This is a genomic window from Acidovorax sp. A79, from assembly GCF_041154505.1.
Classification (GTDB): domain Bacteria; phylum Pseudomonadota; class Gammaproteobacteria; order Burkholderiales; family Burkholderiaceae_C; genus Acidovorax.
On the sequence record NZ_AP028672.1, the window covers coordinates 4564090 to 4590718 of the forward strand.

General features: G+C 66.1%; 25 protein-coding genes and 1 pseudogene. 20 read left to right on the plus strand and 6 right to left on the minus strand.

Translation table 11 applies throughout. From position 1 onward, the window contains the following. The first annotated feature begins 120 nt into the window (after positions 1–120). From ACAM51_RS21010 to ACAM51_RS21060, 11 genes are all read left to right on the plus strand, one after another. Positions 121–918 (plus strand): IclR family transcriptional regulator, encoded by a 798-nt coding sequence (locus tag ACAM51_RS21010; RefSeq protein WP_218341455.1) that lies wholly within the window; start codon positions 121–123, stop codon positions 916–918. Between the two features lie 47 nt (positions 919–965). Continuing rightward, positions 966–1319, plus strand: coding sequence for a cupin domain-containing protein (locus ACAM51_RS21015; RefSeq protein ID WP_218341454.1), 354 nt, complete (start codon positions 966–968; stop codon positions 1317–1319). Between the two features lie 168 nt (positions 1320–1487). Further along, entirely contained in the window at positions 1488–2465 is a 978-nt protein-coding gene (locus tag ACAM51_RS21020) for a Rieske 2Fe-2S domain-containing protein (RefSeq protein ID WP_369641750.1), read from the plus strand. Further along, positions 2465–3517, plus strand: coding sequence for an adenosine deaminase (locus tag ACAM51_RS21025; RefSeq protein ID WP_369641751.1), 1053 nt, complete (start codon positions 2465–2467; stop codon positions 3515–3517). The genes ACAM51_RS21020 and ACAM51_RS21025 overlap by 1 nt, the downstream gene beginning before the upstream one ends. 273 nt (positions 3518–3790) lie before the next feature. Continuing rightward, a complete protein-coding gene (locus ACAM51_RS21030; RefSeq protein WP_218293628.1) occupies positions 3791–5365 on the plus strand; it encodes a methyl-accepting chemotaxis protein in 1575 nt (524 codons plus the stop codon). A 115-nt stretch (positions 5366–5480) separates the two neighbouring features. Next, complete coding sequence (locus ACAM51_RS21035; RefSeq protein WP_369641752.1) at positions 5481–6611, plus strand: BMP family ABC transporter substrate-binding protein; 1131 nt, start codon at positions 5481–5483, stop codon at positions 6609–6611. Positions 6612–6694: 83 nt separating this feature from the next. Continuing rightward, positions 6695–7993, plus strand: a complete 1299-nt coding sequence (gene guaD / locus ACAM51_RS21040) for a guanine deaminase (RefSeq protein ID WP_218293630.1) — start codon at positions 6695–6697, stop codon at positions 7991–7993. Positions 7994–8073: 80 nt separating this feature from the next. Next, positions 8074–8646 carry a dCTP deaminase gene (gene dcd / locus ACAM51_RS21045; protein ID WP_056167817.1) on the plus strand — a complete coding sequence of 191 codons (573 nt, stop codon included), beginning with the start codon at positions 8074–8076 and terminating at the stop codon, positions 8644–8646. Between the two features lie 219 nt (positions 8647–8865). Beyond that, the gene (locus ACAM51_RS21050; protein ID WP_369641753.1) at positions 8866–9987 is read left to right on the plus strand and encodes a helix-turn-helix transcriptional regulator; all 1122 of its coding nucleotides are present in this window, start codon (positions 8866–8868) and stop codon (positions 9985–9987) included. 79 nt (positions 9988–10066) lie between these two features. Beyond that, entirely contained in the window at positions 10067–11101 is a 1035-nt protein-coding gene (locus tag ACAM51_RS21055) for a helix-turn-helix transcriptional regulator (protein WP_369641754.1), read from the plus strand. Between the two features lie 85 nt (positions 11102–11186). After that, entirely contained in the window at positions 11187–12230 is a 1044-nt protein-coding gene (locus ACAM51_RS21060; protein WP_369641755.1) for a helix-turn-helix transcriptional regulator, read from the plus strand. 84 nt (positions 12231–12314) lie between these two features. On the opposite strand, the gene ACAM51_RS21065 is transcribed toward ACAM51_RS21060, so the two are convergent. Together ACAM51_RS21065 and ACAM51_RS21070 are read right to left on the minus strand one after the other, a co-directional pair. Continuing rightward, positions 12315–12716 (minus strand): hypothetical protein, encoded by a 402-nt coding sequence (locus tag ACAM51_RS21065; protein ID WP_369641756.1) that lies wholly within the window; start codon positions 12714–12716, stop codon positions 12315–12317. Positions 12717–12765: 49 nt separating this feature from the next. Next, positions 12766–13131, minus strand: coding sequence for a hypothetical protein (locus tag ACAM51_RS21070; protein WP_369641757.1), 366 nt, complete (start codon positions 13129–13131; stop codon positions 12766–12768). A gap of 244 nt (positions 13132–13375) precedes the next feature. Here ACAM51_RS21070 and ACAM51_RS21075 point away from each other — a divergent pair, with 244 nt between their 5' ends. From ACAM51_RS21075 to ACAM51_RS21085, 3 genes are read left to right on the plus strand one after another with little or no spacing between them, the layout of a single operon-like run. After that, positions 13376–14266 (plus strand): hypothetical protein, encoded by an 891-nt coding sequence (locus ACAM51_RS21075; protein ID WP_369641758.1) that lies wholly within the window; start codon positions 13376–13378, stop codon positions 14264–14266. Then, positions 14247–15749 (plus strand): hypothetical protein, encoded by a 1503-nt coding sequence (locus ACAM51_RS21080; RefSeq protein ID WP_369641759.1) that lies wholly within the window; start codon positions 14247–14249, stop codon positions 15747–15749. The genes ACAM51_RS21075 and ACAM51_RS21080 overlap by 20 nt, the downstream gene beginning before the upstream one ends. After that, entirely contained in the window at positions 15746–16732 is a 987-nt protein-coding gene (locus ACAM51_RS21085; protein WP_369641760.1) for a hypothetical protein, read from the plus strand. The genes ACAM51_RS21080 and ACAM51_RS21085 overlap by 4 nt, the downstream gene beginning before the upstream one ends. A 79-nt stretch (positions 16733–16811) precedes the next feature. Here ACAM51_RS21085 and ACAM51_RS21090 read toward each other — a convergent pair whose 3' ends face one another. Further along, complete coding sequence (locus ACAM51_RS21090) at positions 16812–17186, minus strand: hypothetical protein (RefSeq protein WP_369641761.1); 375 nt, start codon at positions 17184–17186, stop codon at positions 16812–16814. A 350-nt stretch (positions 17187–17536) separates the two neighbouring features. On the opposite strand from ACAM51_RS21090, the gene ACAM51_RS21095 reads away from it, so the two are divergent. From ACAM51_RS21095 to ACAM51_RS21115, 5 genes and pseudogenes are all read left to right on the plus strand, one after another. Next, positions 17537–20377, plus strand: a complete 2841-nt coding sequence (locus ACAM51_RS21095) for an IPTL-CTERM sorting domain-containing protein (RefSeq protein ID WP_369641762.1) — start codon at positions 17537–17539, stop codon at positions 20375–20377. Between the two features lie 328 nt (positions 20378–20705). After that, complete coding sequence (locus tag ACAM51_RS21100; protein ID WP_369641763.1) at positions 20706–20867, plus strand: hypothetical protein; 162 nt, start codon at positions 20706–20708, stop codon at positions 20865–20867. Between the two features lie 127 nt (positions 20868–20994). Further along, positions 20995–21276 carry a hypothetical protein gene (locus tag ACAM51_RS21105; protein ID WP_369641764.1) on the plus strand — a complete coding sequence of 94 codons (282 nt, stop codon included), beginning with the start codon at positions 20995–20997 and terminating at the stop codon, positions 21274–21276. Between the two features lie 111 nt (positions 21277–21387). After that, positions 21388–21570: pseudogene (gene dcd / locus ACAM51_RS21110) on the plus strand (dCTP deaminase); the annotation flags it as partial. A 145-nt stretch (positions 21571–21715) separates the two neighbouring features. Further along, positions 21716–22075 (plus strand): hypothetical protein, encoded by a 360-nt coding sequence (locus ACAM51_RS21115; RefSeq protein WP_369641765.1) that lies wholly within the window; start codon positions 21716–21718, stop codon positions 22073–22075. Positions 22076–22137: 62 nt separating this feature from the next. On the opposite strand, the gene ACAM51_RS21120 is transcribed toward ACAM51_RS21115, so the two are convergent. The 3 genes from ACAM51_RS21120 to pcp all read right to left on the minus strand — a co-directional run bounded on the left by ACAM51_RS21120 (position 22138) and on the right by pcp (position 25539). Further along, complete coding sequence (locus ACAM51_RS21120; protein WP_369641766.1) at positions 22138–23829, minus strand: diguanylate cyclase; 1692 nt, start codon at positions 23827–23829, stop codon at positions 22138–22140. Beyond that, on the minus strand, positions 23826–24791 hold the full coding sequence (locus ACAM51_RS21125; RefSeq protein WP_369641767.1) for a delta(1)-pyrroline-2-carboxylate reductase family protein: 966 nt from the start codon (positions 24789–24791) through the stop codon (positions 23826–23828). Before ACAM51_RS21125 ends, ACAM51_RS21120 begins: the two co-directional genes overlap by 4 nt. 70 nt (positions 24792–24861) lie before the next feature. Then, positions 24862–25539 (minus strand): pyroglutamyl-peptidase I, encoded by a 678-nt coding sequence (pcp, locus tag ACAM51_RS21130; RefSeq protein WP_369641768.1) that lies wholly within the window; start codon positions 25537–25539, stop codon positions 24862–24864. Between the two features lie 155 nt (positions 25540–25694). On the opposite strand from pcp, the gene ACAM51_RS21135 reads away from it, so the two are divergent. After that, positions 25695–26570, plus strand: coding sequence for a neutral zinc metallopeptidase (locus ACAM51_RS21135; protein ID WP_218293637.1), 876 nt, complete (start codon positions 25695–25697; stop codon positions 26568–26570). The last annotated feature ends 59 nt before the right edge of the window (positions 26571–26629 follow it).

Here is a 26629-nt window from a genome sequence, read left to right on the forward strand (position 1 = left end):
TTGCAAGAACGGTGCCAATTATCGATTTCAATAAATCTTAGATAAATAGGTGCAAACCACTAAAAGATTTATATAAATCGATATGCGATATTTTCTGATGAGAGAGCTATACTCCGTTGCATGAATACGCCGCAGCCGCCCGACGAAGACGCGAACCCTCTGTTCAACCAGTCGCTGGAGAAGGGGCTGGCCGTGCTCTGCGCCTTCAGCGCGCAGCGGCGCAGCATGACGCTGGCCGACGTGGCGGCGGCGGCGGGCATCAGCAAGAGCTCGGCGCAGCGCATGGTCTTCACGCTCGAGCAACTGGGCTTCGTGCGCAAGCACCCGCAGACGCGCCGCTACCAGCTCACGCCGCGCGTGATGCGCATCGGCTACAACTACCTCGCGGCCAACCCGCTGATCGACCTGGCCAACCCCTACCTCTCGGAACTCACCAACGTGACGACCGAGACCACTTGCCTTACCGAAGCCGACGGGTTGGAGATGGTGTACGTGGCGCGCTTCATCAGCGCGCAGTTCGTGCCGGTGCACATGCCCATCGGCAGCCGCATCCCCATGTACTGCACGGCCTCCGGGCGTGCCTGGCTCAGCGCGCTGCCCAACGAGGAGGCGCTGGCGCTGCTGCGCGCGAGCGAGCGCGCGGCCCACACCCGCCACACCATCACGGACGAGGTCGCGCTGCTGGCCGAACTGGACCAGGCGCGCCAGCGCGGCTATGCCATCAACCGCGAGGAGCTGTTCCTGGGCGACATGACGCTGGGCGCCCCCGTGATCGGCAGCCATGGCCGCCCCGTGGCGGCCGTGCACATCGTGGCTCCCACGAGCCGCTGGACGCCCGAGGAGGCCGAGAGCCGCCTGGGGCCGTCGCTGCTGGCCTGCGCGCGCTCGCTGAGCAACTCGGTGCGCGCCCTGGGCTGACGGCGTTCTTCGTTTCTCCATTCATTCCCCTTTCAAGGAGTCGCCCCATGGGCATCCAGGCCATTGCGCAGAGCGCCACCACGCAGGATTTGCAGGAGCAGGGCCCCGTTGCGGTGCCCCTGAGCACGCCGGCCTGCACCATCCGGGGGCTGGACGTGCGCATGCCGGGTCGGCCCGACTGCGACACGGGGCTGTGGGAGTGCTCTCCGGGGCGCTTCCGGCGCCAAGTGGCGTCGGGCGAGGTCATGCACATCCTTGCGGGCGCGGGCCGTTTCACGCCTGAGGCGGAGGGCGCGGCACCGTTGGAGTTCCGTGCGGGTGACACGCTTTTCTTCCCGCCCGACACGCGCGGTGTGTGGGAGATCCGCGAGACGGTGCGCAAGCTCTATGTGATGGTCTGACCAAGGGGCGCTCTCACACTCTCGCCTTCGTCGCCCCGAAACGAAGGGGAGCGGGCCTCCAGGGCGGCGGGGGAGGCGTGGAACGGCGCTTGCGGATATGCTCGCCCGCAGCCCCGCGCGATCGGGGCGCGATCATCACCATACGCACCACGAGATTCCCTGCCCACCATGATCGAAGCCACTCTCTGGCATCCTGTCGCGCCCTCGGAGGATGTCGTGCAGGCCCCGCTGGCCGCGCGCCTGCTGGAGCGCGACATCGTGCTCTGGCGCGATGGCGAGGGCCATGCGCGGGCCTTCGCGGACCAGTGCCCGCACCGGGGTGCGCGCCTGTCGCTCGGCCGCGTGCACGAGGGCCGGCTTGAATGTCCCTACCACGGCTGGCAGTTCGCCGCGAACGGCCAGTGTGTGCACGTGCCCGCGCTGCCGCATTTCACCCCGCCCGCCACGCACTGCGCCCACCGCCATGCCGTGCACGAGGCCCACGGCCTGGTGTGGGTGCGGCTCGAGGCCGGCGATGCCGCGCCGCCCGCCTTTGCCGCCGAGGACGATGCGCGCCTGCGCAAGCTCAACTGCGGCCCCTATGACGTGGCGGCGAGCGCGCCGCGCATCATCGAGAACTTCCTGGACATGTCGCACTTCGGCTTCGTGCACGAAGGCTGGCTGGGCACGCGCGAGGCCACGGCCATCGACGACTACCGCGTGGAGTCCCTGCCCACGGGCCTGCGCGCCACGGGCTGCAAGGCCTGGCAGCCCCAGTCCAACCTGCATTCGACCGCCCCGGCCCAGGTGGAGTACACCTATGAAGTCACGGCCCCCTATGCCGCGGTGCTGACCAAGGTGCCCGAGGCCGGCACCACCGCGGTACGGGATTGGCGCGAGGCGATCGCGCTGTTCATCTGCCCCGTGACGCCCGTGCACAGCCGCGTCTGGTTCCGCCTGGCGGTGGCGGATTTCGAGTCGCCGGCGGAAAAGCTGCAGGCGTTCCAGCACACCATCTTCACGCAGGACCAGCCCGTGCTGGAGTCGCAGGTGCCCCGGTGCTTGCCGCTGGACCTGCGGGCGGAGTTGCATACCGCCGCCGACAAGGCATCATCCTTCTACCGCCGCTTTCTGCGCCACAGCGGCATCACCTTTGGAGTCTGCTGATGTTTAAAGTGCCTCCCATCTCCACCGAACGCCTGCCCGAACTGCTGCGCGCCATGCCCAAGGCCGAGCTGCACATCCACATCGAGGGTTCGCTGGAGCCCGAACTCATCTTCGCGCTGGCGCAGCGCAACGAGCTGGCATTGCCCTATGACAGCGTGGACGCGCTGCGCAGCGCCTACGCGTTCACCAACCTGCAGAGCTTTCTGGACATCTACTACGCGGGCGCCAGCGTGCTGCTGCACGAGCAGGACTTCTACGACATGGCGCGCGCCTACCTGGGGCGCGCGGCGCGCGACAACGTGCTGCACGCCGAGATCTTCTTCGATCCCCAGACCCACACCGCGCGCGGCGTGGCCATGGAGACGGTCATCAACGGCCTGCACCGCGCCTGCCAGGACGCGCGCACCGAACTGGGCATCAGCGCGACCCTGATCCTGTGTTTCCTGCGCCACCTGAGCGAGGAGTCCGCGTTTGAAACGCTGGAACAGGCCATGCCGCTCATCGACAAGATCGTGGGCGTGGGGCTGGATTCCAGCGAGGTGGGCCACCCGCCCGAGAAGTTCGCGCGCGCGTTCGCACGCTGCCGTGAACTGGGCCTGCACCTGGTGGCGCATGCGGGCGAGGAGGGGCCTCCCGCCTACATCTGGAGCGCGCTGGATGTGCTCAAGGTCGAGCGCATCGACCACGGCGTGCAGGCCGTGCACGATGCCGCGCTGATGCGGCGCCTGGCGCAGGACCGCATCGCCCTCACGGTGTGCCCGCTGTCCAACCAGAAGCTGTGCGTGTTCCCCAACCTCGCCGACCACAACCTGGGCCAGCTGCTGGACGCCGGCCTTGCGGCCACGGTCAATTCGGACGACCCGGCTTACTTTGGCGGCTACATCAATGAGAACTTCACGCAGGTGTTCGCGGCTGCGGGCCTGACAGCCCGCCATGCCTACCAGCTGGCGTTCAACAGCTTCGAAGCGAGTTTTGCCGGCAACGCCGACAAGCGCGTGTGGGAACACAAGCTCAAGGAAGCCTTCGAGCGGTGCGTGGAGCACGACTACTGAACGCAGGCGCACGCTCCCCGAGCGGCAGGCGGAGGCTGGTCATGCCGGCCCTTCGCGGGAGCCGCCGTTTTTGAGGGGATTTCGCTGCGTGGGGGCGCCGCGTGCGCCGGACCGTCGCACACGTTGCGGGTGAAATCCGGGTAAACCCTAGAATCATGGGTTTCTGTAAGCATTTGTTGGCATCCACCGGATGCCCGCGTGCCCTGAAACGGCCCTACGGGGCCCTAATTTTTTGTGCAGGCGTCTGCGCTGTTTCCTACCGGAGTGTTTTCCATGTTTCTCAATCAGTTGTCCATCGGCAAGCGCCTTACCCTGGTGCTCGGTGTGATCCTCGCGCTGTTCCTGGCGAGCAGCATCGTGGCGGTGGTCCGGCTGGGCCAGCTTGGCGCCGAGATCGACACCATGGTCAACGACAACGTCAAGACCGAACGGGCGGGCTCGGACTGGCTGCGCCACACCACGTCCGGGGTGCAGCGTGCCGCGGCCATCGCCAAGAGCAGCGATGCCAGCCTGATCCCGTACTTCGCGCCCGCCACGGCGGCTTCCATCCGCGACACCAATGAACTGCAGAAATTCATCGAGTCGAAAATGGACACGCCCGAGGAAAAGCAGCTGTTCACCAAGGTGGGCGAACTGCGCAAGAGCTATCTGGCCGCGCGGGAAGAGGTGAGCAAGTTCAAGCAGGCGGGTGACGCCGAGAACGCGAACAAGGTGTTCACCGAGCGCTTCGAGCCCACCTCGCGCAGCTACCTGGCCGGCGTGCAGGAGATGGTGGATGCCCAGCGCGCCCAGCTGGACGCCGCCGGCAAGCGCAGCGAAGAGCTGCGCGCGCAGACCACCTTGCTGCTGCAGCTGTGCACGGCCATCTCGCTGGTGCTCGGTGGGCTGCTGGCCTGGCTGCTGGCCACCAGCATCACGCGTCCTTTGCGCCACGCCGAGGCCATTGCCGAATCGATCGCCGACATGGACCTGACCGGTGCGCCGCAGGCCAGCTACGCCAACGACGAAACCGGCCGCCTGCTGCGGGCGCTGGACCTCATGCGCAGTGCGCTGCACGGCTCGCTGCAGCAGGTGCGTGGCGTGGTGGACAGCATCTCCACCGCCAGCACGCAGATCGCCATCGGCAACCAGGACCTGAGCGCGCGCACCGAGCAGACGGCCGCCAACCTCGAGGAAACGGCGAGCTCCATGGAAGAGCTCACCAGCACCGTGCGCCAGAGCGCCGACTCCGCCGTGCAGGCCAACCAGATGGCCGCATCGGCCGCCCAGGTGGCGCAGCGCGGCGGCGAGGTCGTGGCCCAGGTGGTGAGCACCATGGACGCGATCAACGCCAGCAGCAAGAAGATCAGCGACATCATCGGCACGATCGACGGCATCGCCTTCCAGACCAACATCCTGGCGCTGAACGCGGCGGTGGAAGCCGCCCGTGCGGGCGAACAGGGCCGCGGCTTTGCCGTGGTGGCCAGCGAAGTGCGCAGCCTGGCGCAGCGCAGCGCCGAAGCGGCCAAGGAGATCAAGACCCTGATCGGCCAGTCGGTGGAGAAGGTGGAATCGGGGGCCGCGCTCGTGCAGAACGCGGGCAGCACCATGGACGAGATCGTGAGCTCCGTGCGCCGCGTGACCGACATCATCGGCGAGATCAGCGCCGCCGCGTCGGAGCAGAGCCAGGGCATCAGCCAGGTGAACGTGGCCGTGAACCAGCTGGACCAGATGACGCAGCAGAACGCCGCCCTGGTGGAGGAGTCCACCGCCGCCGCCGAGAGCCTCAAGGACCAGGCCGCACGCCTGGCGGACGTGGTGGGCGCGTTCCGCCTCGGCGCGCCGTCGAACACGCCGCGGCTGCGCTGAGGAAGCGCTGCGCCAGCGCGGGCGCCCCCTACTGGCTACAATACCGCCCTTGCAAAGGCTGCTGTCCCGGCAGCCTTTTGCTTTTTCTGTCATCGGGACCATGTAGAGGAACACCATGTACAAAAACCTCGCCACCGCACTGCGTGCGGCTTGTGTGAGTGCGCTCGCGGGCGCCGTTTTCATCTCCCCCGTTTTTTCCCAGACTGGCGCGGCCGCTCCCAGGGCGGCGCCCGCCGAACCCGTCAAGGCTGGTTTCGTCTACGTCTCGCCCATCACCGAGGCGGGCTGGACGCGCCAGCACGAAGAAGGGCGCAAGGCGGTGGAGGCCGCGCTGGGCAGCCAGGTCAGGACGACCTTCGTCGAGAACGTGGCCGAGGGGGCCGATGCCGAGCGCGTGATCCGCGACCTGGCCGCCACGGGCCACCAGATCATCTTCACGCCCAGCTTCGGCTACATGGAGCCCACGCTCAAGGTCGCGCAGGACTACCCGAACGTGAAGTTCGAATCCATCACCGGCTACAAGACGGCCGCCAACGTGGCCGTGGCCAATGCGCGCTACTACGAAGGGCGCTACCTGGCGGGCATCGCGGCGGGCCGCATGAGCAAGACCGGCGTGGCGGGCTACGTGGCGGGATTCCCGATCCCCGAGGTGCTGCAGGGCATCAACGCGTTCACGCTGGGCATGCGTTCGGTGAACCCCCAGGCCACCGTGAAGGTGGTGTGGATCAACGTGTGGTTCGACCCGCCCAGGGAGCGCGATGCGGCCATGGTGCTCTTCAACCAGGACGTGGATGTGATCGCCTTTCACACCGGCTCCACGGCCGTGATGGCCGCCGCGCAGGAGCGCGGCAAGATGGCCGTGGCCTACCACTCGGACATGCGCCGCACCGGGCCCGATGCCCAGATCGTGGCCGTGACCCACCAGTGGGGCCCTTACTACACCGAGCGCGTGCGCGCCGTGCAGAGCGGCACCTGGAAAAGCGCCGCCCTCTGGGGCGGGGTGCGCGAGGGCATGATCCGCGTGGGCGACTTTGGCTCCCGGGTGCCGGCGGCCGTGCAGCAGGAGGTGCTGGCCGCGCAGAAGGCCATTGGCGCGGGCAGGCTGCAGCCGTTTCGCGCGGGCAAGGCCCCGGTGCGGGACAGCGAAGGGCACGAAGTGATCGCTGCGGGCCAGGCACTCTCCGATGCGCAGATCCTGCAGATGAACTGGCTGGTGGAAGGGGTGCAGGGCAAACTGGCGCGGTGATCCTGCCGTCTCGCCGGCGCGCGCTATAGCCACTATGGGGCGCGCCATATGCAAGCCGCGGTCCCTGCCGCTAAGCTTGCGCCATGCCTGTCTACCGATCCGCCCTCCTGCGCTTTGCCGATGACGGCACGGCCCTCTACGATGAAGACGGCCTGCTGGCCGTGGGCCCCGACGCCGGCGGCCGCCAGCGGGTGCTGGCGGCGGGCGGGTGGCAGGCCTTGTCGCACCGGTACGCCGGCGAGCCCGTCGTCCACCTGCCGGGGCGCATTCTGGCGCCGGGCTTCGTGGACATGCACATCCACTTTCCGCAGACCGATGTGATTGGTTCCCCCGCCGAAGGCCTGCTGCCCTGGCTGGAGAACTACACCTTTCCGCACGAGTCGCGTTTTGTCGATCCGGCCTACGGTGCCGAGGTGGCGGGCTTCTTCGTCGACGAGCTGCTGCGCAACGGCGTGACCACGGCGCTGGCGTTCGCCACCTCGCACCCCGCATCCGTGGATGCGCTGTTTGGGGAGGCGCAGCGCCGGCAGATGCGCCTGATCACCGGCAAGGTGCTGCAGGACCGCCACTCGCCCGACGGCGTGCGCGACGAGACAGAGCAGAGCCTGCTCGACACCGAGGCCCTGATCCAGCGCTGGCACGGCGTGGACCGCCTGGGCTACGCGATCACGCCGCGGTTTGCACCCACCAGCACGCATGAACAGCTGCGCGGCGCGGGCGAGCTGGCCGCGCGCTACCCGGATGTATGGATCCAGTCGCATGTGGCCGAGAACCGCGACGAGATCCGCTGGGCGCGCGAGCTGTTTCCGGATGCGCGCAGCTACCTGGCGGTGTATGACGGCTTTGGCCTGATGCGCGAGCGCGCGGTGTACGCCCATTGCATCCACTTCGACGACGACGACCGGGCGCTGATGCGCGACACCGGCACCGTGGCGGCCGTCAGCCCCACCAGCAACCTCTTTCTGGGCAGCGGCTTCTTCGACTACGCGGGCGCGGACCGCGTGGGCTTTGGCTACGGCCTGGCCAGCGATGTGGGCGGGGGCACCAGCTTCAGCCCGTTCCACACCATGCTGGCGGCCTACTATGTGGGCCGCGAAGGGCAGAGCAAGCAGGGCCTGAGTTTGTCGCCCCGGCAGCTGTGGTGGCGGCACACGGCGGGGGCCGCGAAGGCGCTGGGCCTGGCGGGCGTGGTGGGCAATCTGCAGCCGGGCTGCGAGGCCGATTTTGTGGTGCTGAACCCTGAGGCCACCCCCCTTTTGGCGCGCAAGACCCGCCAGGCGCGCAACCTGGATGAGCTTTTGTTTGCGCTGATCGTGCTCGGCGACGACCGGGTGGTGCAGGAAACAGTGATTTCTCAAGCAAAATACGGCTCTAGCGCTTGATATTCATGCGCTACCAGCTACGTATTTAATAGCGCCCGGCAGTCCACCACTGTGCGGGCCACAGCGCAGGGAGTTCTGCTATGAGCATCAAGAGCGACAAATGGATCCGCCGCATGGCGGCCGAGCACGGCATGATCGAGCCTTTCGAGCCAGGCCAGGTGCGCGAGGCCGAGGGCCGCAAGATCATCAGCTACGGAACCAGCAGCTATGGCTACGACATCCGCTGCGCGCCCGAATTCAAGGTGTTCACCAACATCCACAGCACCGTGGTGGACCCGAAGAACTTCGACGAGAAGAGCTTCGTGGACTTCCATGGCGACAGCTGCATCATCCCGCCCAACAGCTTCGCGCTGGCCCGCACGATGGAGTACTTCCGCATCCCGCGCAACGTGCTCACCATCTGCCTGGGCAAGAGCACGTATGCGCGCTGCGGCATCATCGTCAACGTGACCCCGTTCGAGCCCGAGTGGGAAGGCTACGTGACGCTGGAGTTCTCCAACACCACGCCGCTGCCCGCGCGCATCTACGCGGGCGAGGGCTGCGCGCAGGTGCTGTTCTTCGAGAGCGACAAGGACGACGTGTGCGAGGTGAGCTACCGCGACCGCGGGGGCAAGTACCAGGGCCAGGTGGGCGTGACCCTGCCCAAGGCCTGACATCGGCCGCCCGCGCGGCCGGCGGGCCGCCAGGGGCCGCGTCCTAAGCGCGTATTACCCTATAACGGTGTCTAAGCGCTGCGCGGACGTCAAACTGCAGAGCTCCTTGGCGATGCAATGCGGGTGCCAGCCTGCTGTGCTGCAGGAGCAGATCCATGGCCTGGGAGGAGGGGCAACCATGGATGGCGTGATGGACACAACTGTTACTAGAATTCCTGCATGAGGGAAGAATCCATCCGCCGCATCGCTGGATTTCTGTACGACGGCGTGCTGTCTCCGCAAGGCTGGTATGACGGTCTCGATGCCCTGCGCGGGTCGCTAGGCGCCGGGCTGTTCGACTACTTCACGTTGGACACCGCCAGTTCCCAGGTGTTCAACGGCGTGGACAACCAAGGCAAGGCGGGCCTGCTCGCCGAGAAACTGCGCGAGTACCAAAATCATTACATCGGCCACGATCTGCGCATGGCCGCCCTGGCGCAAATGCCCGTGGGGCAAATCATGCTGGACCACGAGCACATCAGCACGCCCGAGATGTCGCGCAACATCGTGTACACCGACTTTCTACGCCCCCACGGCTTTCAACATACGCTGGGGGCGCGGGTGCGCGACGAAGGCGGCGCGCGCGATTTCCTGGGATTCATACGCCCGGCGGACCATGCGCCCTATGGAGCGAACGACAAGGCGCTGGTCCACCAACTGATGCCCGACCTGCGCCGCGCCGCCGCACTGCGCGCCCGCGCGAGCCACATGGCTCGGCAGGCCGCATTGGGGCTGGCGGCGCTCGACACGCTGCCGCAAGCCCTCGCCGTGGTCGATGCGCAATGCCGCATACAGTACGGCAACCCTTCAGCCCACCGCCTGCTGGCCAGCACCGATGCGCTGCGGGTGCGCCATGGACGGCTGCATTGCAGCGACGCTCCGGACCATGCGCAACTGCTGCAGCACATTGTGCAGGCTTGCGGATGCCAAGGGCCGGCCGCTGCTGGCGTGCAAAGCCTTGCGGGGGAGCATGGGCGGCTGGTGGTCACGGTTCTGCCGCTCCAGGCCAGCCACGCAGCGGCCGCGCATTGGCAAATGCCGCTGGCCCTGGTGGTGATCACCAACCCTGCGGCGCCTGGCGGCCTGAACCCGGACCTGATCGGCGAAGTGCTGGGCCTGTCGCCCGCCGAGGCGCGCCTGGCGTTGCTGCTGGCATCGGGCAAGACCGTCAAGGACTTCGCAGCCCTGCAGGGCTGCACTTGGAACACCGCCCGCGCGCACCTGGCGCAGCTCCTGCGCAGGACGGGCTGCCGCCGGCAGACGGAACTGGTCGGGCTGCTGCAGTCATTGCGGCTGGGTTGACCCTATGCAGAGGCGGATCAAAACCATTGCCGGCCTGCTGTATGACGGCGTGCTGTCGCCCGAAGACTGGCATGGCGCCATGGACGCCTTCAACCATGCCGTCGGCGGTTTCAAGTTCCACCAGCTTGCGCTGGACCACCAACTGGGCACGGTCGTGGACAGCGTTGCCAGCGGTGGCATTGACGACGCAGAAGCGGTCGCCACCTATGAACAGCACTACGCCATGACGGATGAGCGGTTACCCGTGGTCATGGGGCTGTGCCAAGGGCAGGCCATGCTCGACCATGAACACTTCAGCGCTCGCGACATGTCGCGCAGCGCCATCTACGCGGAATGGTTGGCCTCGCTGGGCATGAAGCACACCATGGTGCTGATGCAGCGCGTGGAAGGAACCGTGCAGGAATACGTGGGTTTCATGCGCCATCGGGACCAGCGCCCGTTCGGCGATGCCGACCGCCGCCTCGCGCAACAGCTCATGCCCGACCTGCTGCGCGCCACCCGCCTGCGCGCGCAGGCCAGGCCGCTGGCCCGCCAGGCGGCCCTGGGCCTGGCGGCGTTGGATGCCTTGCCGCACGGCATCGCGGTGGTGGATGCGCAATGTCGCGTGCAGCATGGCAATGCCGCCGCCGCCCGGCTGCTTGCTCGGGACGGTTCGATAGGCGTCCGGTACGGGCGGTTGCACTGCCGTGATGGCGCGTCCCAGGCCCGGTGGCAGGCTCTTGTGGCCGCTGCGTGCGCCGGTGCAGGACCCACCGCTGCAGGAGCCATCCGGCCTGATGGCGGCTTGTCTCGCCTTGTGGTCACGGTGCTGCCGCTTAAGGCTGGTCATGCAGCAGCGCTTCGCCAGGTGCCCATGGCCTTGGTGGTCCTGGTGGACCCGGACGCCCCTGGCGGCCTGACCCCTGGCCTGCTGGCCGACATGCTGGGTCTGTCGCCCACGGAAGCGCGTCTGGCGCTGCTGCTGGCATCGGGCAAGACCGTCAAGGATTTCGCCGCCATCCAGGGCTGCACCTGGAACACCGCCCGCGCGCATCTGGCGCAGCTTCTGCGGAGGACGGGCTGCCGCCGTCAGGCAGAACTGGTGGGCTTGCTGCAATCGCTCCGGCTGGGTTGAAGAGCCTATGGACCCGCAGGCAACGGAAACCATCGCTGGCCTTTTTTACGAAGGCGTTCTGCAGCCCCAGGCGTGGCATGCGGGAATGGATGCAGTATGCACCCGGCTGCAGGCTGGCGTGTTCCACAGCTTCACGCTGGATGCCAGTGGCGCTCCCACGCCCGAAAGCACGAGCAATCTGGAAAGCTTCGGCCTGCATGCCGGCAACATGGCCGAATATGAAACCCAGCATGCGGACAACGACCGGCGCCTGGCGGCAACGCTGCGCGTCGCGCCGGGCGGTGTCATGCTCGATCATGAGCACATCAGCGCACGGGAAGCGCAGCGCAACCCCGTGTACGCGGACTGGCTCGTTCCACTGGGCCTCAAGCACACGGCGGGCATCGTCGTGCGCATGGAGGGCAGCGCGCGCGACCTCATCAGCTTCATGCGCCCCAGAGATGCTCAGCCCTATGCTGCGGGCGACAAGCGCTTCATCGAGCATCTGGTACCCGACATCGCCCGCGCTGCCAGGTTGCGTGCGCGCATGCTGGACTTGTCGCACCGCGCCAGCCTGAGCCTCGCGGCACTCGATACCCTGCGCCAGAGTGTCGCGGTAGTGGATGCGCAATGCCGCATCCACCACGCCAATGCCGCCATGGAGCGGCTACTGGCGGCACCCGGAGCATTGCGCACCCGGCAGGGGGGCATGGGCTGCGCCGACGGCGCGGCCCATGCGCAACTGCGCCAACTGGTTGCCGCCGCCTGCGCCAGCCCGGGCCGGGCCGCCGTCCTGGCCCTGCCGGAAGAGGGGCCGCAGCGGCTGGCCGTCACCGTGTTGCCGCTGCAGGCCCACCACGCCTGGGCCGCACTGCGCCAAGTGCCCATGGCACTGGTCGTGGCGGCCATACCCGGGGGCGCCATGGCCGGCATGGACCACGCGCTGGTGGGTGACATGCTGGGCCTGTCGCCCACCGAAGCCCGGCTGGCCCTGCTGCTGGCATCGGGCAAGACCGTCAAGGACTTCGCCGCCATCCAGGGCTGCACCTGGAATACCGCTCGCACTCACTTGGCCAATTTGTTGGGCAAGACAGGGTGCCGCAGGCAGGTGGAGCTGGTGCAATTGCTGCAGGCTCTGCGGGTCGGGTAGGGCGGTGGTCAAAGGGGAAATGACCTGCAGCGCTTTCGCAGTCAGCGAAAAGTGCTATTAAAAATCTAGCATCTTGGCGACGTGTTAGTCGCGCGTGATGGTCGCCGCCGTTTTGCCGAACGAGCCCATCATGTTCTTGTCGTCGACCTTCTTGATCTTGAGCTTTCTGTCGGTGCAGCCGTGAAGCGCTTCTGAAAACTTCAGGAGCACTGTGGCCTCCTCGCCATCGACGTCTTCGAGCACGATGGGTACTTGCTTGCCCACGCAGGGGTCGTCCCTCGAGGTTGCATTGCTTTTGTAGGTGCCCCCGGACTCGGTGATGACAAGCCGCGCCTGCTGGGGTGTTCGCACGCCTTGCCACGCCACCGTCCAGATGCCCACGAAGGGTGCGGGCGTCTGAGCGTGCGCGACTGTGGCGATGCCGGCCGCGCCCCACAGCGTGGCGACGGCGAGGCAGGTGGGGAGGGTGTGTTGAACGTGACGCATGGCGATGAAGGATGAACGAATGAGTGAATGAATGAGCGAGGTGGCTGGATCACTGTGGCTTGAAGGTCAGCAGTTCACCGTTGCCACGCTTGAGGTACAGCACGCCGTCTTTTTGCCGCATCGGGTTGCAGCCGGTGGTCTTGCCCGTGTCCTGGCACACGGTGCTGTCCTTGGTGCTCCACTTTCCGGAATTGGTGTAGCTGCCCGCGTTGAAGAAGAAATAGCCGTTGTTGTCGAACTGCCAGCGCCAGTCGGGCCCTTTCGCTGGGGTCATGGAGAACACCTTGCCAGCCAGGGCCTCGCGCAAGGCTTCTTGCGTCAACTGTTCGGCACCTTCGGGGAAGTCGGTGGTTTGGGCGAGGGCGCTGGTGCTCAAAACCATTGCGGCTGCGGAAGTAAGGAGGAGTTTTTTCATGGCTGGCAGCCTTTTTTTTCTTGCGCTGGGCATGTGGGTTGATAAGTGATTGCAGCGGAGGCGGTCCACGCCGCGTTCCTTGCTGCAGATAAAGCCTACGTGCATGCCAATGCCTGCGCCATCCTACAAATGCAGGATGGTGGCGGTGTGGTGTTTTTGGCTCAATCGGTGCGAACGGGGGAGGCGCAGCGTGCAAGCAGTGGCGGCCTCTTTGGAATCACTAAATCAATTCAGGAGCGCAGAAATGCAGCAGGTCAAAAGATTCTCCGTCATCGCATCCGCCGTCGTCCTGGCCGCATGTGGCGGTGGCGGCACAGACAATAGCGAGGCGCCTTCCGAGGGGGCGTCTCAGCAATACCGGGTATTCACCGGCAATGCAAACCAGCATGTTGTGCTGGACGGTGCATCCACGCAGTTTGCAGTTCGCAAGAGCGACGACAAATTTGTGCATCTGTCCAGCGGCTCGGCGCTCAATGGGCTGCTGTTTGTCGAGGGGGGCAGCATTCTGCGCGATGGGCAGAAGATTGGGGCGATCGTTCTCACCGCGGGGCAGGAAGGCAAGACCATCGCTACGTTAGCTTGTTCTGGCCCGGCGCCTGACTTCGGTGCAATGACGATTGTGGTCACGTCTTCGTCGTGGACGCATAGTTGTGCATCCAACACGGGTGGTACAGGTGGTACGGGCGGTACAGGTGGTACGGGCGGTACAGGTGGTACGGGTGGTACGGGTGGTACGGGTGGTACGGGCGGTACGGGTGGTGCAAATATCGCTGGTCAGAGTGCAGATCAATGTGTGAGATTGTCGCCGTATCAATATGGGGGGCTCGGAATCACGAATACATGCAACGTGACTATTAAGTATAGCTATTGTAATTTGCGACCCGATTCGAGTAATTCAACGCTTTTTCAATGCAAAGCGCAGCGCGCTTCTTTTAGTCCAACTGGGTATACATACAGCCAAGGAATGGATGGTTTGTCGCCAGGGAGTACGCACCAAATTATTGGCACCAGTGGGGTTGATAATCAAAAAACCTGGGTTAAGGCCTGCGTGTCACCAGATGCGCCATATATTTCCGATTTCAACACAAGCACGATAACTGGCAACTCCAGTGCCTATGGGTTTTGCACAAAATAGCAATGATGGAGGTGAAATGCCAAAGATAAAAAAAATATTCGTGCAAGTGTTCATGGTGCTTTGTGGTGCTATGAATCTTTTCGGTTGCACTTCATTTTCTGAAGTTTCAAAACTAAGCGGAGATATCAATCCATCCATCCAAAATTTCCCGCGTGATCTGTCGGCTGGGAGTGTCGTCAGTATTCAATACCCCATGCTGTCGAGCGAAGTGGCCAAGCGCCAACTGGTGGATCGTTACCCCTGCAAGCTGAACTCCGTCTATGGCAATGACACTTCCGCCGGGTGTGGCCATAGTGCATTCACGGGCGAATTTGCTCCCATGCTTTTTGAACAATCCACGTACTACGCGGCGGAGCTGAAAAAAATCATGGCAAGGTATGTCAATGAAAGAAACATATATCTTGAGCCTATGTATGTCGACTACAGGGATGGTCGATTCGTTGTGGCTCCGGCCATGTCCACCAGCATTCCCAGCAGTTTAGTGGTGGAGCTGTTCGATTTTCCTGGGGTCGTGAAGGCGTCTGTCGGTGCAGGCGCCGTTATTACCGCCAGCATTCGCAGTGCTGGGCCAACGTCTGCCGCTACATGCGGCCATATTTTCGCGACAGGAAGGCATTTGACTTTCTACGGCAGTGGCGAAGTCCCCTGTGTGCAGCAAAGCGCTAGGGAGGTACCACGCTTTTCCCCCTTGCAATATTTCGCAGATTCGGAAATTTCCTCTGTCGATTTTCCAAAGCATGAGGGCAGGCCGGTAGCACCGGGGTCTGTCATGGTCACGGGCGCATTGTGGGAGGCCAACAACGATGAATATTTGAAGAAGACGGCAGAGCCGGGTTTTCAAGTCACTGCTGACAATATCCGCAGTCCTGCGGTGGAGTGGCTGGCGCGCGCAGCAGCCAATGCACTGCTGAAGATCGACACTCGGGCCGCATTCGACGCAGGTTTTGCCGTGTACCTGCAAGACTACGATGCAGCGCTGGCCAACCGGTTTCGGCAGCGCACCCCGGCGCCTGGCGACGACCGCAAGATCGCCGTTGCACGCAAGCTGCTCGATGCGGAGCGCGATTGGCTTGCCACCCAGAACGCGGCCATGACTGAGGGCATCCTGAACGGCAACTATGGCAAGAGCTTCCGCCAGACGCGCTGGGTACTGGCGCAGGCATACAACAAGTCCCAGGCTTTGGGATGGCTTGAGGTGGGCGCTGTCTTGGTGGGTGGCTTTAGCTCGGGCCTGTTCGGCGGGGCGGGCGCCTACAACCCCAGCATGTTGATGATGACTACCTTGCAGAACGAACAGCGGTTCTCGTCCATGCAGAACCAGATCGAGCAGGCCCTGCTCGACAGCTTGGCCCCTGGGGTGGAGATGCGTAGCAAGGTGGTGCAAGTCAGCCTGGATGGCATGAACACCTCGCTTAGCGGTGCATCGCACAGCGAAATCCGCGCGCAACTGCTATCGCTCTACAAGAAGCTGACAGGCGCATGAAGTCAGGGCGAACCGTGCGGACGGCGCTGGAACTGTGCGTGCTATGGGGTTGGGGCGTGGCGGCTGCGGCGGACTGCCCAAGCAATGTCCGTGAATTCGCCCTGCTGGCCCACATGCACATGGAAGCGGAAGGCTTGGCCGCGTACCAGGTATTGCAAAAGGATTGCGCTGCTGCATTGCAACAGGCATGGGGCGACACGCAGCCCCGTCCTGACGATATGCAGCAGGTGCTGACCTTGGGTCGAAAGCTGCATGCCCAGGCGCGGGATCAGCACGCCCGGCAGGCGAGCAGTGCCTTCAGCGAAGGGCAAATTCCATTGGCCTCTGCGGACGCATTGCGCGGCCTGGGCCCGGAGAATGCCGTGCGCGCTTTGGGTGGCATGGCGTTGGATGTGCTGGCAGCGGGGCTGAACAGCCGCCAGCGCATATCCCAGGCGCAGACGGCGCGACAAGCGGCCGATGCGTTCAGGGGCGATGAGCCGCGCTGGGACGCCGCGCCCAGCCGGGGCGGCCCGGAATCCATGGCGCCACCGCAGCCCGAGATTGCGCTGGACGCAAGTGCCGTGAACGCGGCAAGCTGCAGCGGAGCCTACGGCTTTCTTGCCCCTCAACTGCGGCCATACATCGACTCCTCCCTGGCCGATGTGCGACAGGCCATATTGCGCGAATCCGTGTCTGCCATGCTGGCGGGCGCCCGCCAGCAGGCAGGAAGCAAAGCGCAAACATTGCGGCTGTTGGACGAGCAGGTCAAGGAATACAACCGCGCAGCCAACGAAGCTGCGCAAACCGCCAACCAGACCGATGGCAACAGCGACTCGGCCAGCACTGCCAAGGTGGTATCCGACACCCTGGAGCTGAATTTCCCGTGTTCGCAAGGCCCTGCGGTTCACGCTTCAGCCGTCTGCGCCTACATCGGGTACCGCTGGGGTAGCTTGGCAACCCGGGCCTCGGCCGCCATGGTCGAGCGCTGCTGGGAGCCATGAACAACGGTGGTTCGCCAATGGCTCTGTGCGCAGCCAGCCATCAGCTTTTTCTTAGGTTGTGCCGATTTTCTCAGTTGAACTACTGTGGCTTGAACGTCACGATCTCTCCGCTGTCGCGCTTCAGGTACAGCGTGCCGTCCTTCTGCCGCATCTCATTGCAGCCCATGTTCTTGCCAGTGTCCTGGCACACGCTGCTTTCCTTGGTGCTCCACTTGCCGGAGTCGCTAAAGCTGCCCGCATTCAAGAAGAAATAGCCATTGCCCTTGAACTCCCACCGCCAGGTGGAGCCCTTGGCGGGGGTGATGGAAAACACCTTACCCGTAAGGGCTTCGCGCAGCGCTTCTGGCGTCAGCGGTTGGGCGCCTTCGGGGAAGTCGGTGGTTTGCGCGGTGGCGCTGGCGCCTGCAGCCATGGCGGCGGCTGAAATCAGGAGCAGTGGCAGCAGTTTCTTCATGGCAAATGCCTTTCTTTCATCGGGTAGGAGGGTTGTTTGGGTGACCGGGCATCGGCCCGGAGAAGTGAGGAGAAAAAGTGTGCGGCGCCAGTAGGTGCCGCATGTCCACGCGCGCCTGCGCAGCGTTCACCACCCAGTCAGCCTACGCATTAGGCGATGGCTATGCCATCCTACAAATGCAGGATGGCGCGCGGCTGCGGCAGCAGGGATATTGGGGCGCATTCGTTTATCCAAAAAACACTATGAAAATGAGAGCTGCTACCGCATGTCCAGTGAGTGCTGGAGCCCTAAAAAACTCCAATCTTTGTTGGTGGGGCCGCTGGCTGCTGGCGCTCTGGCTGCTGGGCGGCTTGAGCCTGTCTTCTGCCGCGTGGGCGGTCAATGCGTGGCAGCCAACCAGCGGGCCGCAAGGGGGCAGCGTCAGCGCGCTGGCCATCGACCCCGCTACACCGGCCACCGTGTATGCGGGCACGGAGTTCATGGGCGTGTCCAAGAGCACGGATGGCGGCGCCACCTGGGCGGTGGCCAATAGCGGCTTGCCGAACACCCGCGTGTCGTCCCTGGCCATCGACCTGGCGACCCCAGCCACGTTGTACGCAAGCACCAGTGCGGGCGTGGCCAAGAGCACCGATGGCGGCGCTACCTGGGCATTGGCGGGCTCCGGATTACAGGGCTACTCGGTGTATTCGTTGGCCATGGCCCCCGGTGCGGCCACTCTCTACGCCGCAGGAACGGAGTCCGTCTGGCACGGCAACGGATTCCACGCGGAGGGCCGCGTGTTCAGGAGCCAGGACGCAGGCGCAACCTGGGCGATTTTCATGAATGGCTTGACGGGCACGCAAGGCGTTCAAACCCTTGCCATCGACCCGGCCACGCCCACGACGCTGTACGCAGGCACCGATAGCGGTGCATTCAAAAGCATCAATGGAGGCGTCAGTTGGTCATCGTCCAGTGCGGGGCTGAACAACAACAACGTGCTTTCGCTGGCGATGAACCCGGCAACGCCTGCAACGCTGTATGCGGGCACCGCTGGCGGTGGCGTATTCAAGACGACCGACGGCGGCGCAAACTGGTCGGCGGCCAATACCGGGCTGGCAAGCCTCTACGTGCTGTCTCTGGCAATCGACCCCGCCACGCCCACGACACTGTATGCAGGAACCGTTGGCGGCGTATTCAAAAGCACCAACGGCGGCACGACCTGGTCGGCGGCCCATTCCGGGTTGGCCAACGCCATCGTGCAGGCCCTGGCCATTGACCCCGCCACACCCACAACGCTGTACGCAGGCACCAACGGTAGCAGCGTTTTCAAGAGTACCAACGGCGCCGCGTCCAATGAATCCCGCTTACTGGACCTGGTGCTGGACGCAGGCAGCGGCCCCGTGGCCCTGTCGCCCGCGTTCGATACCAACCAGTTCACCTACCACACCCTCACCGTGCAGGCCGCCAGCATCGCCGTCACGCCTACGGCGTGGGCGAGCGATGCGGCCATTCTGGTCAACGGTGTGCCGGTGGCGTCGGGCAGCGCGTCGGCGCAGATTCCACTCAACCCAGGCAGCAACACCTTGAGCGTGTCGATCACCTCCGCTGACGACATGTCTACACGCAGCTTCACGATCACGGTGGCACAGGCGCAAACGCCTTCCGTCTGCAGCTTCAACGGAGCATCCTTGAGCGAAGGCCAGAGCGTGACGGCGTACAAGTGGTCCGCAGTTCCGACCGGCCAAGTTTGCGTGTCTGAGCAAAGGCAATGCGTGGGAGGCGGGCTCTTGACGGGTGCCTACGCCTATGCGTCTTGCGGGGTCAACGTGCCTTCCTCCTGCCTTTTCAATGGACTGACTATCGGACACAGTCAGAGTGTCACTGCGTATCAGAGTTCGAACGTTCCTTTTGGAAGCAGTTGTACCTCTCAAGCGCGCACATGTACTAGTGGCTCTCTGTCGGGCTCCTACAACTATGCGTCCTGTACTGCCGGCGCTCCAGCCAGTTGCTTGTTCAATGGGCAACTCATTGGCCACGGGCAAAACGTTACCGCGTATATGAGCGCTTCGACACCTGCCGGCGGCAGTTGCGTTTCTGAGTCCAGAGCCTGCACCAACGGCTCCCTGTCGGGCTCCTACAACTTTGATGCCTGCCAGGCCACGCCCCAAAACACGCAGACCATCACTTTCGGTCCCTTGCCCAACCGCAGCTTCGGCGCCACCGTGCCGCCGCTATCGGCCAGCGCCACTTCCACCTTGACGGTGGGTTTTGCCAGCAGCACGCCGGCGGTCTGCACAGTGGCGGGCACGACGGTCACGCTGGTAGCGGCGGGCACCTGCACCGTCACCGCAACCCAGCCCGGCGACACCACCTGGGCCGCCGCGCCGCCCGTGCCGCAGAGCTTCACGGTCAATGCCGTGGCACCCGGCGCACCCACCAACGTGCAGGCCACGCCTTCGGGCAGCGGCCAGGTCACGGTGAGCTTTACGCCGCCCGCCAGCGATGGCGGCGGCATCACGCAGTACACCGTGACGGCACTGGCCAACGGCCAGCCCAGCGGCCAGACCTGCGCCGCCACGCCGCCCGTCACCAGTTGCACCGTCACCGGCTTGCAGGATGGCACCACCTACACCTTCTCGGTGGCGGCTACCAATGGCGGCGGCAGTGGCGTGGCACCAGTCCCCACCAACCCGGCAACGCCGCTGGCCGACAGCAAGGCTTTCTCGGCCCCGTCGTCCACGGGCTCGGGCCCCGTCGCGGTGGCGGTCTCGGGCGGTGGAGCCACCTGTGCGTTCGAGAGCGTGCGGCTGCTTTCCGCCGCCAGCGCGGGTGCGCCTGCGGGCCCGAGCTTTCCGCACGGCGTGCTGGATTTCGTGCTGAACGGCTGCGATACCTCGCCCGTCACCGTGGACATCACTTACCCCGGCACACTGGCGCAGGGCGCGCAATACTGGAAGCGCCAGGGCGGCGCGTGGGGGCCGTTCGCGGGTGCCGCGCTGGCCGTGAACAAGGCGGTGCTCACGCTGGTGGACGGCGGCGCGGGCGACGATGAGGGCGGCGCGCCCAATGGGCGCATCGTCGATCCGGGCGGTGTTGCGGTGCTGGCGGCGCCTGGCCCCGGCGGGGCTGCGGCGATCCCCACGCTGGGCGAATGGGGGTTGGTGCTGCTGGCGGCCCTGCTGGGCTTGCTGGCGTGGCGCCGCAGGGTTTAGGTGAGAAAGGTTGCCAGCGCACTGTTGATTTTTCTACTTGCTATGAAAATGAGAGCTTCTGGCGCTTGTCCACAAAGCGCCAGGGCCAAACTGAATCCATAGGAAATAGAGTCCCATTCATGAAACAAGCCTGTATTGCTACCCTGGGCGCGCTGTTCGCGTCCATCGCCCTCGCCCAGTCGCCAGAGCCTTTCCACGGGACCTGGAAGGTCACTTGGCAGGGCGCCAAGAGGTCGCAAGAAGCCAAGCTGCAACTCGGCAAGGGGGCAACACGTGGCGAACGTTCACCAGCAACAGGGACGACCCCTGCGCAGGCCGGGAGGTCCTGGTGGCGCTGGAGCTCAAGAGCGAGGCGGAGGCCCTCGTCACACTCAAATTCTCCGAGGCGCTCCCAGGTGGCCGCGACGGTACCGTCCAGATGACGTTGACTTCGCCCACCACGGCCAAGGGCAAGCGTGGTCAGGTGGACTTGGACATGGCCAAGGAGTAGCCACACCACCTCGGGCGGTAAGGCAAGTTTCATTGCAAACAACTGTTGTTTGCGTTAACTGCCAACTGTTGTCCGCACGGCGGATTCATTGAAACACCGAGGCGAGGCATGGCAGAAACAATCGACCATGGCACTCTGTCTTGCGGAGACAGGAGTCATCACGGGGGCGCATATCCTGGGCCAGGACGGCGGCTGGTCCGCGGTGGTCAAGTACGGCACGACCGAGCAGCCATTGGCCGCGCAGCGCAGCCGGCAGGTGCGGCTGTTCCGCAAGTACTTTAAGCCGGGCGGCAAGCTCGATTCCGGTCCTGAAGGAGGTCACTACGTCGGCAAAAGCTGGAAGTTCAAGAGCGATCAAGTGTGCCGCGACTACTACCAGAACTCCGTCGTGCATTGCGGCGCATTTTGAATTGCAGGGTACGAGCTTGTACCTGGTGGGTGACGATGGCAACCGAAGCCTAGTGAATTCGCTGGAATTCACCCAGCCCTGAGCAATTCCCAATGCAACTTGTTTCCAAGGGAAGGTTACGTGACGCTGGAGTTTTTTAACACCACGCCGCTGCCCGCGCGCATCTACGCGGGCGAGGGCTGCGCGCAGGTGCTGTTCTTCGAGAGCGACAAGGACGACGTGTGCGAGGTGAGCTACCGCGACCGCGGGGGCAAGTACCAGGGCCAGGTGGGCGTGACCCTGCCCAAGGCCTGACATCGGCCGCCTGCGCGGCCGGCGGGCCGCCAGGGGCCGCGTCCTACAGCGCGTCAGCCCGTTGGCTGAAGTGCAAGCGCAGGTAAGGTTCTTAGCATCGTGTCATGCCACGCCGATGTCGCGGTGGGCAAGAAGGAGTCCTCCCATGCCGACCTTTGCTGCGCCGTTCACACCCGCCAAGGCCCGGGGTACGGGCCTTTCCCTGCACGCCGCCTGTGGCGCGGGCGACCTCGGGTTCGCGCCCTCGCAGCCGCACGGCGGGCCGCAGGCGCATTATTGGCCGTGCGAATCGCTCAATGCCTTCGTCCTCAAGATGGCGGCGGCGGGCCATTGCGTGAACACCGCGATGATGCTGGGACACCGGCCCTACGCGCTGGAACAGCTTGCCATGGCGCGCGCCGCGAACGACGGCGGCCTGAATGCATTGGCCGAGCGGCTCCAGGCCTATTTCGACGCGACCGCCCCGCAAGGCTGCGCCGTCGTGGCGGACATCGACGGGGCCTAGGTGGCACCGGGCCACGCGCCAGCGCGGCACCTCCATCTACCCACCCACTCACACTCCGTTTCTCAGGCCTCCACGCAGACCCGGTTGCGTCCCTGTCCCTTGGCTTCGTAGAGCGCGGCGTCGCCCCGGCGCAGGAGGTCCGTGCCGTTGTCCTGCAGGCTGCGCATGCTGGCCACGCCGGCGCTCACGGTGATGAGCCCGACCACCGGATCCTGCTGCCCTGCCATGGCCGCGACCAGGGACTGGGCAATGGCCTGGGCGCCCGCCAGGTCGGTATCGGGCAGCAGCGCCACGAACTCTTCCCCGCCCAGCCGCGCCACCACGTCCGAGTTGCGCAGCCGCACCTCCAGCGTGCGTGCCAGCCGGCGCAGGACTTCGTCGCCCGCCTCGTGGCCGTAGGTGTCGTTCACGCGCTTGAAATGGTCCACGTCGATCGTGATCAGGCTCAAGGGGCGGCCGCTGCGCCGGGCCAGCGCCAGCGCAAACGCCATCTGCGTTTCGAAGCCCCGGCGGTTGAGCAGGCCGGTCAGCGCATCGGTGCGGGCCTGCAGGTCCAGCGCGCGGTTGGCCGCCTCCAGCTCCAGCGTGCGCACGCGCACCTTCTCTTCCATGGCCTCGCGGGATGCCAGAAGCCGGTGCGTCATGCGCCCGAGGGCACTTGACAGCTGGCGCACCTCGCGGCTGCTGTGCGCCTGCGGAATGCGGGCCCCGGCCTTTTCGGCTTCCACGGCGCTGGCGGCGTCGGCCAGCGCGTACAGATCGTCGCTCAGCCGGCGTGCCGCCAGCCAGGCCAGCACCGAGGCCAGAAGCGCGGCAGCCAGCCCGATGGCCAGGGCCATGCGCACGGTGCGGCTCGCCTCGGCGAAGGCCAGCTCCACGGGCTCACGGGCGACGACCCGCCATCCGAGGTCGCTGGCGCTGCTGCGCGCCCGCAGCGGCACCATCGCCGTGAGGTAGCTGCGGCCGTCCCTCCACGGCACCACGGCCGCCGGGCTGGCGGCCCGGTCTCCGGGCGCCGCGGCCCCAGCCGGCAGGTGCTGCCCGGCCTCCCGCAGGGCCTGGGTCTGGCCGCCGGGGGCATAGATGAGCTGGCCCTCGCGGTCAAAGACAAAGAGTTCCACCGCGCTGTCTTCGGTGTGCGCGGGCGTGAGGCTGACCATGACCTCGCGGGTCCATTCCCAGCTGCCATGGATGCCCACCACGCCCACGGTGGTGGGGCCGATGCGGATGGGGGCCGCGAAGTCGACGAGCCGGTAGGGTTCGCCCGAGGGGTTGGGGGGCAGCAGCTTTTCCAGCAGCTTGGCCGCGTGCACGTCCCCCACGTGCAGTTTCTGCAGACCTTCCTGGAACCAGGGCCGCTGCGCCACGCTCTGGCCCACGAGCAGGCCGCCCGTGGCCGTGCGCACCACCCCCTGGGCGTCGGCCACGCCGATCCACACGCTGTGGGGCTGGGTGGCCTGGCTGCGGGCCAGCATGTGGTGGCCTTCGGGGGTGTCCAGCCCCTTGACCCAGACCACTTCGGCGGCGGCCAGCACCTCGGCTTCCCGGCTGCGTTCCAGCAAGCCGTTGGCCAGCAGCTTGCCGGCGTTCTCGGCGATCACCTGCAGGGCGGTGCCGGCATCGCGCTCGATGCGCCGCTTGAGCAGCTCTCCGAAGGCGAGGGACAGCAGCACCGCCAGGCCCACCACCAGCGCGCCGAACACCAGCGCGATCTGGGCGCGCAGGCTGTGGTCCGAGAAGCGGAGGGGGGTCATGGCGTGGCCCGCGGGGCGTGCCCTGTCGACACCGGCGGGTGCACCGCGAGGCGTGCCGCCGCCAGGTCCCAGCCTGCCCAGCCGCAGCTCTTGAACAGCACGGGGCCTTCCGGGGGGATGGGCCGGCCGTGCAGCACGTCCCGCAAGGTAGGCAGCACGCCCACATCCATTCCTGCCTGCAGCAGATCGCCGGCCTCGTGGCGCGCATCGTCGCTGTCCAGCACGATGTGTCCCCGCAGCGCCACGTGGCGGCACAGGGCCGGCGCCAGCTCGGCCATCGCGGGGGTGTAGGCGCCCACCGCCGCCACGAAGGCATCGGGTCGTGGCGGCGCGGCCAGCACGACGGCGTGCGCGGGCGTGCAGGTGGCGATCAGCGGGCAGTGCGGCACCGCGTCGTCCGCGTTCGCCACCACGCGCGCCCGGGCGCCCAGCGCATGGGCGCGCCGGACCAGCGCCTCGGCGCTGGCCGCGCTGCGCGAGGCCACCCACACCTCGCGCACCGCCATGCCCAGAACAAACGCCTCCAGGTGGGCCAGGCCCTGCACGCCGGCACCCACGATGAGCAGTGGCCCCTCGGGCGCGCGCGCGAGGTGCCGTGCGGCCAGCAGCGACACCGCCGCGGTGCGCCGCGCGGTGATCATGGGGCCGTCGAGGACCAGGCGGCGCTCGCCGGTCGCGACATCAAACACCACCACATCCCCCTGGATCGCGGGGCGGCGGGTTCCCGCGTTGCCTGGTGTCAGTGTGATGAGCTTGGCCATGGCCACGCGGCTGTCGGCCGCGGGCATGACGAACAGGTTGGCGCCCCCGGCCAGCGCCACCACCGTGCGCGCAGGAACCGCCACCGAACCGTCCCGCAGCAGGGCCGCGATCTCGTCGGCGAGCGCATCCCAGGGAAGGCATGCCGCGGTGGCCGCGGCGTCCAGCGCGGGGGGGGATCCGGAAAGAAGGTGGGAAGGCATCGCGAGACTTTATACAGGGCCATGGTGCCGGGGAAGCGGGCAAGCCCGTGGTGCGGAGACCGGCATTCAGTCAGTGCGTGGCGCCGGCGCCCAGCGCGATGTCCTGGCGGACCAGCATGGCGGCCCACAGGGCGGCATGGATGCCGCGCACCATCTCCCGCAGCGCCAGGTGGGGCGTGCCCTGGCCTGGCAGCCAGGGCACGTGCACGAAGCCGCCGCGGGTGCCCGGAAGGTCCGCGTCCTGCGCCTGCAGCATGTGCATCAGCCCGTACAGCACATGGTTGCAGACAAAGGTGCCCGCCGTCTGCGACACCTCGCAGGGCACCCCCGCGCGCTGCACGGCGCGCAGCATGGCCTTGACGGGCAGGCTCGCGAAGTAGGCGGCGGGGCCGCCGGGCACCACGGGCGTGTCGACGGGCTGGCGGCCGGCGTTGTCGGGAATGCGGGCATCGTTGATGTTGATGCCCACCCGTTCCAGCGACAGCGCGCCGCGCCCGCCCGCCTGGCCCAGGCAGACGATCAGCGCGGGCCGGTGGGCCTCGGCCAAGGCCCGCAGCTGCTGCAGCGATTCCCCGAACACGGTCGGCAGTTGCGCGGCCACCACGCGGTGGCCGGCGATGTGCTGCCCGTGCAGGGCCTCGGCGATGAGCCAGCTGGGGTTCAGGGCGTCGCCCCCGAAAGGGTCGAACCCGGTGAGCAGGATCACCCCGCCCGCGAGGGGGGCGTAGTGCGATGCGTCGTGGAGCATGGAGGGAGTGCGGGCGGGTTGTGGGCCAGGTCGATGGTGGAGCATGCCCGCGGGGCGCGGACAGGCAGGCCATCGTAATCTGCCCTTGGAGTTCCTGCCGGGCGCGTAATATGGCGGCAATGCCTTCCGCAGGGCGAGGGCGCTGGAGATACGGTATGAAATGGGAAGGCAATCGCGAATCGGACAACGTGGAGGACCGCCGCGGCGAAGGCGGCGGCGGATCGCCGGTTTTTGGCGGACGCAGCATCGGCATCGGCACCATCGTCATCGCCCTCGTGGGCGGCTGGGTGCTGGGCATCAACCCGCTGACCATCCTGGGGCTGCTCAGCGGTGGCGGCCCCCCCGCGCAGGTGCAGTCGCAGGGGCCCGCCCAGCGCCCGCCGGCGGACGACACCATGGCCCGTTTTGTCTCGACCGTGCTGGCCGATACCGAGGACGTGTGGAAGGCCGTGTTCCGCCAGGGTGGCGGCAGCTACCAGGAACCGCGCCTGGTGCTGTTTCGAGGAGCCACGCCCACGGCCTGCGGCACGGGCCAGGCGGCCATGGGGCCGTTCTACTGCCCGGCCGACCAGAAGGTCTACATCGATCTCGGTTTCTACGAGACCCTCAAGAGCCGCCTGGGCGCCCCGGGCGATTTCGCGCAGGCCTACGTGATCGCGCATGAGGTGGGCCACCACGTGCAGAACCAGCTGGGCATCAGCGGCAAGGTGGACCAGATGCGCGGGCGCGTGAGCAAGACGGAGTACAACGCGCTGTCGGTGCGCCTGGAACTGCAGGCCGACTGCTTCGCGGGCGTGTGGGCCCACCATGCGCAGAACGCGCGCCAGATCCTGGAGCAGGGCGATGTGGAGGAGGCCATGAACGCGGCCGCCAAGATTGGCGACGATGCGCTGCAGCGCTCGAGCGGCGGCGCGGTGGTCCCCGAGAGCTTTACCCATGGCACCAGCGCCCAGCGCCAGCGCTGGTTCAACAACGGGCTGCAAAACGGCAGCGTCAAGGCCTGCGACACCTTCTCGGCCCGCAGCCTGTAGCGCGCTGGCCGCCGCGGCGGGTTGCACCCGGTGTCCGGCGGCCCGCAAGCCCTGAGAAA

What these genes read in the sequence shown, in the direction of transcription:
- ACAM51_RS21070 (WP_369641757.1), bottom strand. Translation starts at nt 13,131, where the DNA reads ATGAAAAAACTCCTCCTTACTTCCGCAGCCGCAATGGTTTTGAGCACC.
- ACAM51_RS21035 (WP_369641752.1), top strand. Translation starts at nt 5,481, where the DNA reads ATGTACAAAAACCTCGCCACCGCACTGCGTGCGGCTTGTGTGAGTGCG.
- ACAM51_RS21135 (WP_218293637.1), top strand. Translation starts at nt 25,695, where the DNA reads ATGAAATGGGAAGGCAATCGCGAATCGGACAACGTGGAGGACCGCCGC.
- ACAM51_RS21060 (WP_369641755.1), top strand. Translation starts at nt 11,187, where the DNA reads ATGGATGCAGTATGCACCCGGCTGCAGGCTGGCGTGTTCCACAGCTTC.
- ACAM51_RS21015 (WP_218341454.1), top strand. Translation starts at nt 966, where the DNA reads ATGGGCATCCAGGCCATTGCGCAGAGCGCCACCACGCAGGATTTGCAG.
- ACAM51_RS21065 (WP_369641756.1), bottom strand. Translation starts at nt 12,716, where the DNA reads ATGCGTCACGTTCAACACACCCTCCCCACCTGCCTCGCCGTCGCCACG.
- ACAM51_RS21085 (WP_369641760.1), top strand. Translation starts at nt 15,746, where the DNA reads ATGAAGTCAGGGCGAACCGTGCGGACGGCGCTGGAACTGTGCGTGCTA.
- ACAM51_RS21120 (WP_369641766.1), bottom strand. Translation starts at nt 23,829, where the DNA reads ATGACCCCCCTCCGCTTCTCGGACCACAGCCTGCGCGCCCAGATCGCG.
- ACAM51_RS21115 (WP_369641765.1), top strand. Translation starts at nt 21,716, where the DNA reads ATGCCGACCTTTGCTGCGCCGTTCACACCCGCCAAGGCCCGGGGTACG.
- guaD (WP_218293630.1), top strand. Translation starts at nt 6,695, where the DNA reads ATGCCTGTCTACCGATCCGCCCTCCTGCGCTTTGCCGATGACGGCACG.
- ACAM51_RS21055 (WP_369641754.1), top strand. Translation starts at nt 10,067, where the DNA reads ATGGACGCCTTCAACCATGCCGTCGGCGGTTTCAAGTTCCACCAGCTT.
- ACAM51_RS21105 (WP_369641764.1), top strand. Translation starts at nt 20,995, where the DNA reads ATGGCACTCTGTCTTGCGGAGACAGGAGTCATCACGGGGGCGCATATC.
- ACAM51_RS21125 (WP_369641767.1), bottom strand. Translation starts at nt 24,791, where the DNA reads ATGCCTTCCCACCTTCTTTCCGGATCCCCCCCCGCGCTGGACGCCGCG.
- ACAM51_RS21075 (WP_369641758.1), top strand. Translation starts at nt 13,376, where the DNA reads ATGCAGCAGGTCAAAAGATTCTCCGTCATCGCATCCGCCGTCGTCCTG.
- ACAM51_RS21010 (WP_218341455.1), top strand. Translation starts at nt 121, where the DNA reads ATGAATACGCCGCAGCCGCCCGACGAAGACGCGAACCCTCTGTTCAAC.
- ACAM51_RS21025 (WP_369641751.1), top strand. Translation starts at nt 2,465, where the DNA reads ATGTTTAAAGTGCCTCCCATCTCCACCGAACGCCTGCCCGAACTGCTG.
- ACAM51_RS21050 (WP_369641753.1), top strand. Translation starts at nt 8,866, where the DNA reads ATGAGGGAAGAATCCATCCGCCGCATCGCTGGATTTCTGTACGACGGC.
- ACAM51_RS21020 (WP_369641750.1), top strand. Translation starts at nt 1,488, where the DNA reads ATGATCGAAGCCACTCTCTGGCATCCTGTCGCGCCCTCGGAGGATGTC.
- pcp (WP_369641768.1), bottom strand. Translation starts at nt 25,539, where the DNA reads ATGCTCCACGACGCATCGCACTACGCCCCCCTCGCGGGCGGGGTGATC.
- dcd (WP_056167817.1), top strand. Translation starts at nt 8,074, where the DNA reads ATGAGCATCAAGAGCGACAAATGGATCCGCCGCATGGCGGCCGAGCAC.
- ACAM51_RS21080 (WP_369641759.1), top strand. Translation starts at nt 14,247, where the DNA reads ATGGGTTTTGCACAAAATAGCAATGATGGAGGTGAAATGCCAAAGATA.
- ACAM51_RS21030 (WP_218293628.1), top strand. Translation starts at nt 3,791, where the DNA reads ATGTTTCTCAATCAGTTGTCCATCGGCAAGCGCCTTACCCTGGTGCTC.
- ACAM51_RS21090 (WP_369641761.1), bottom strand. Translation starts at nt 17,186, where the DNA reads ATGAAGAAACTGCTGCCACTGCTCCTGATTTCAGCCGCCGCCATGGCT.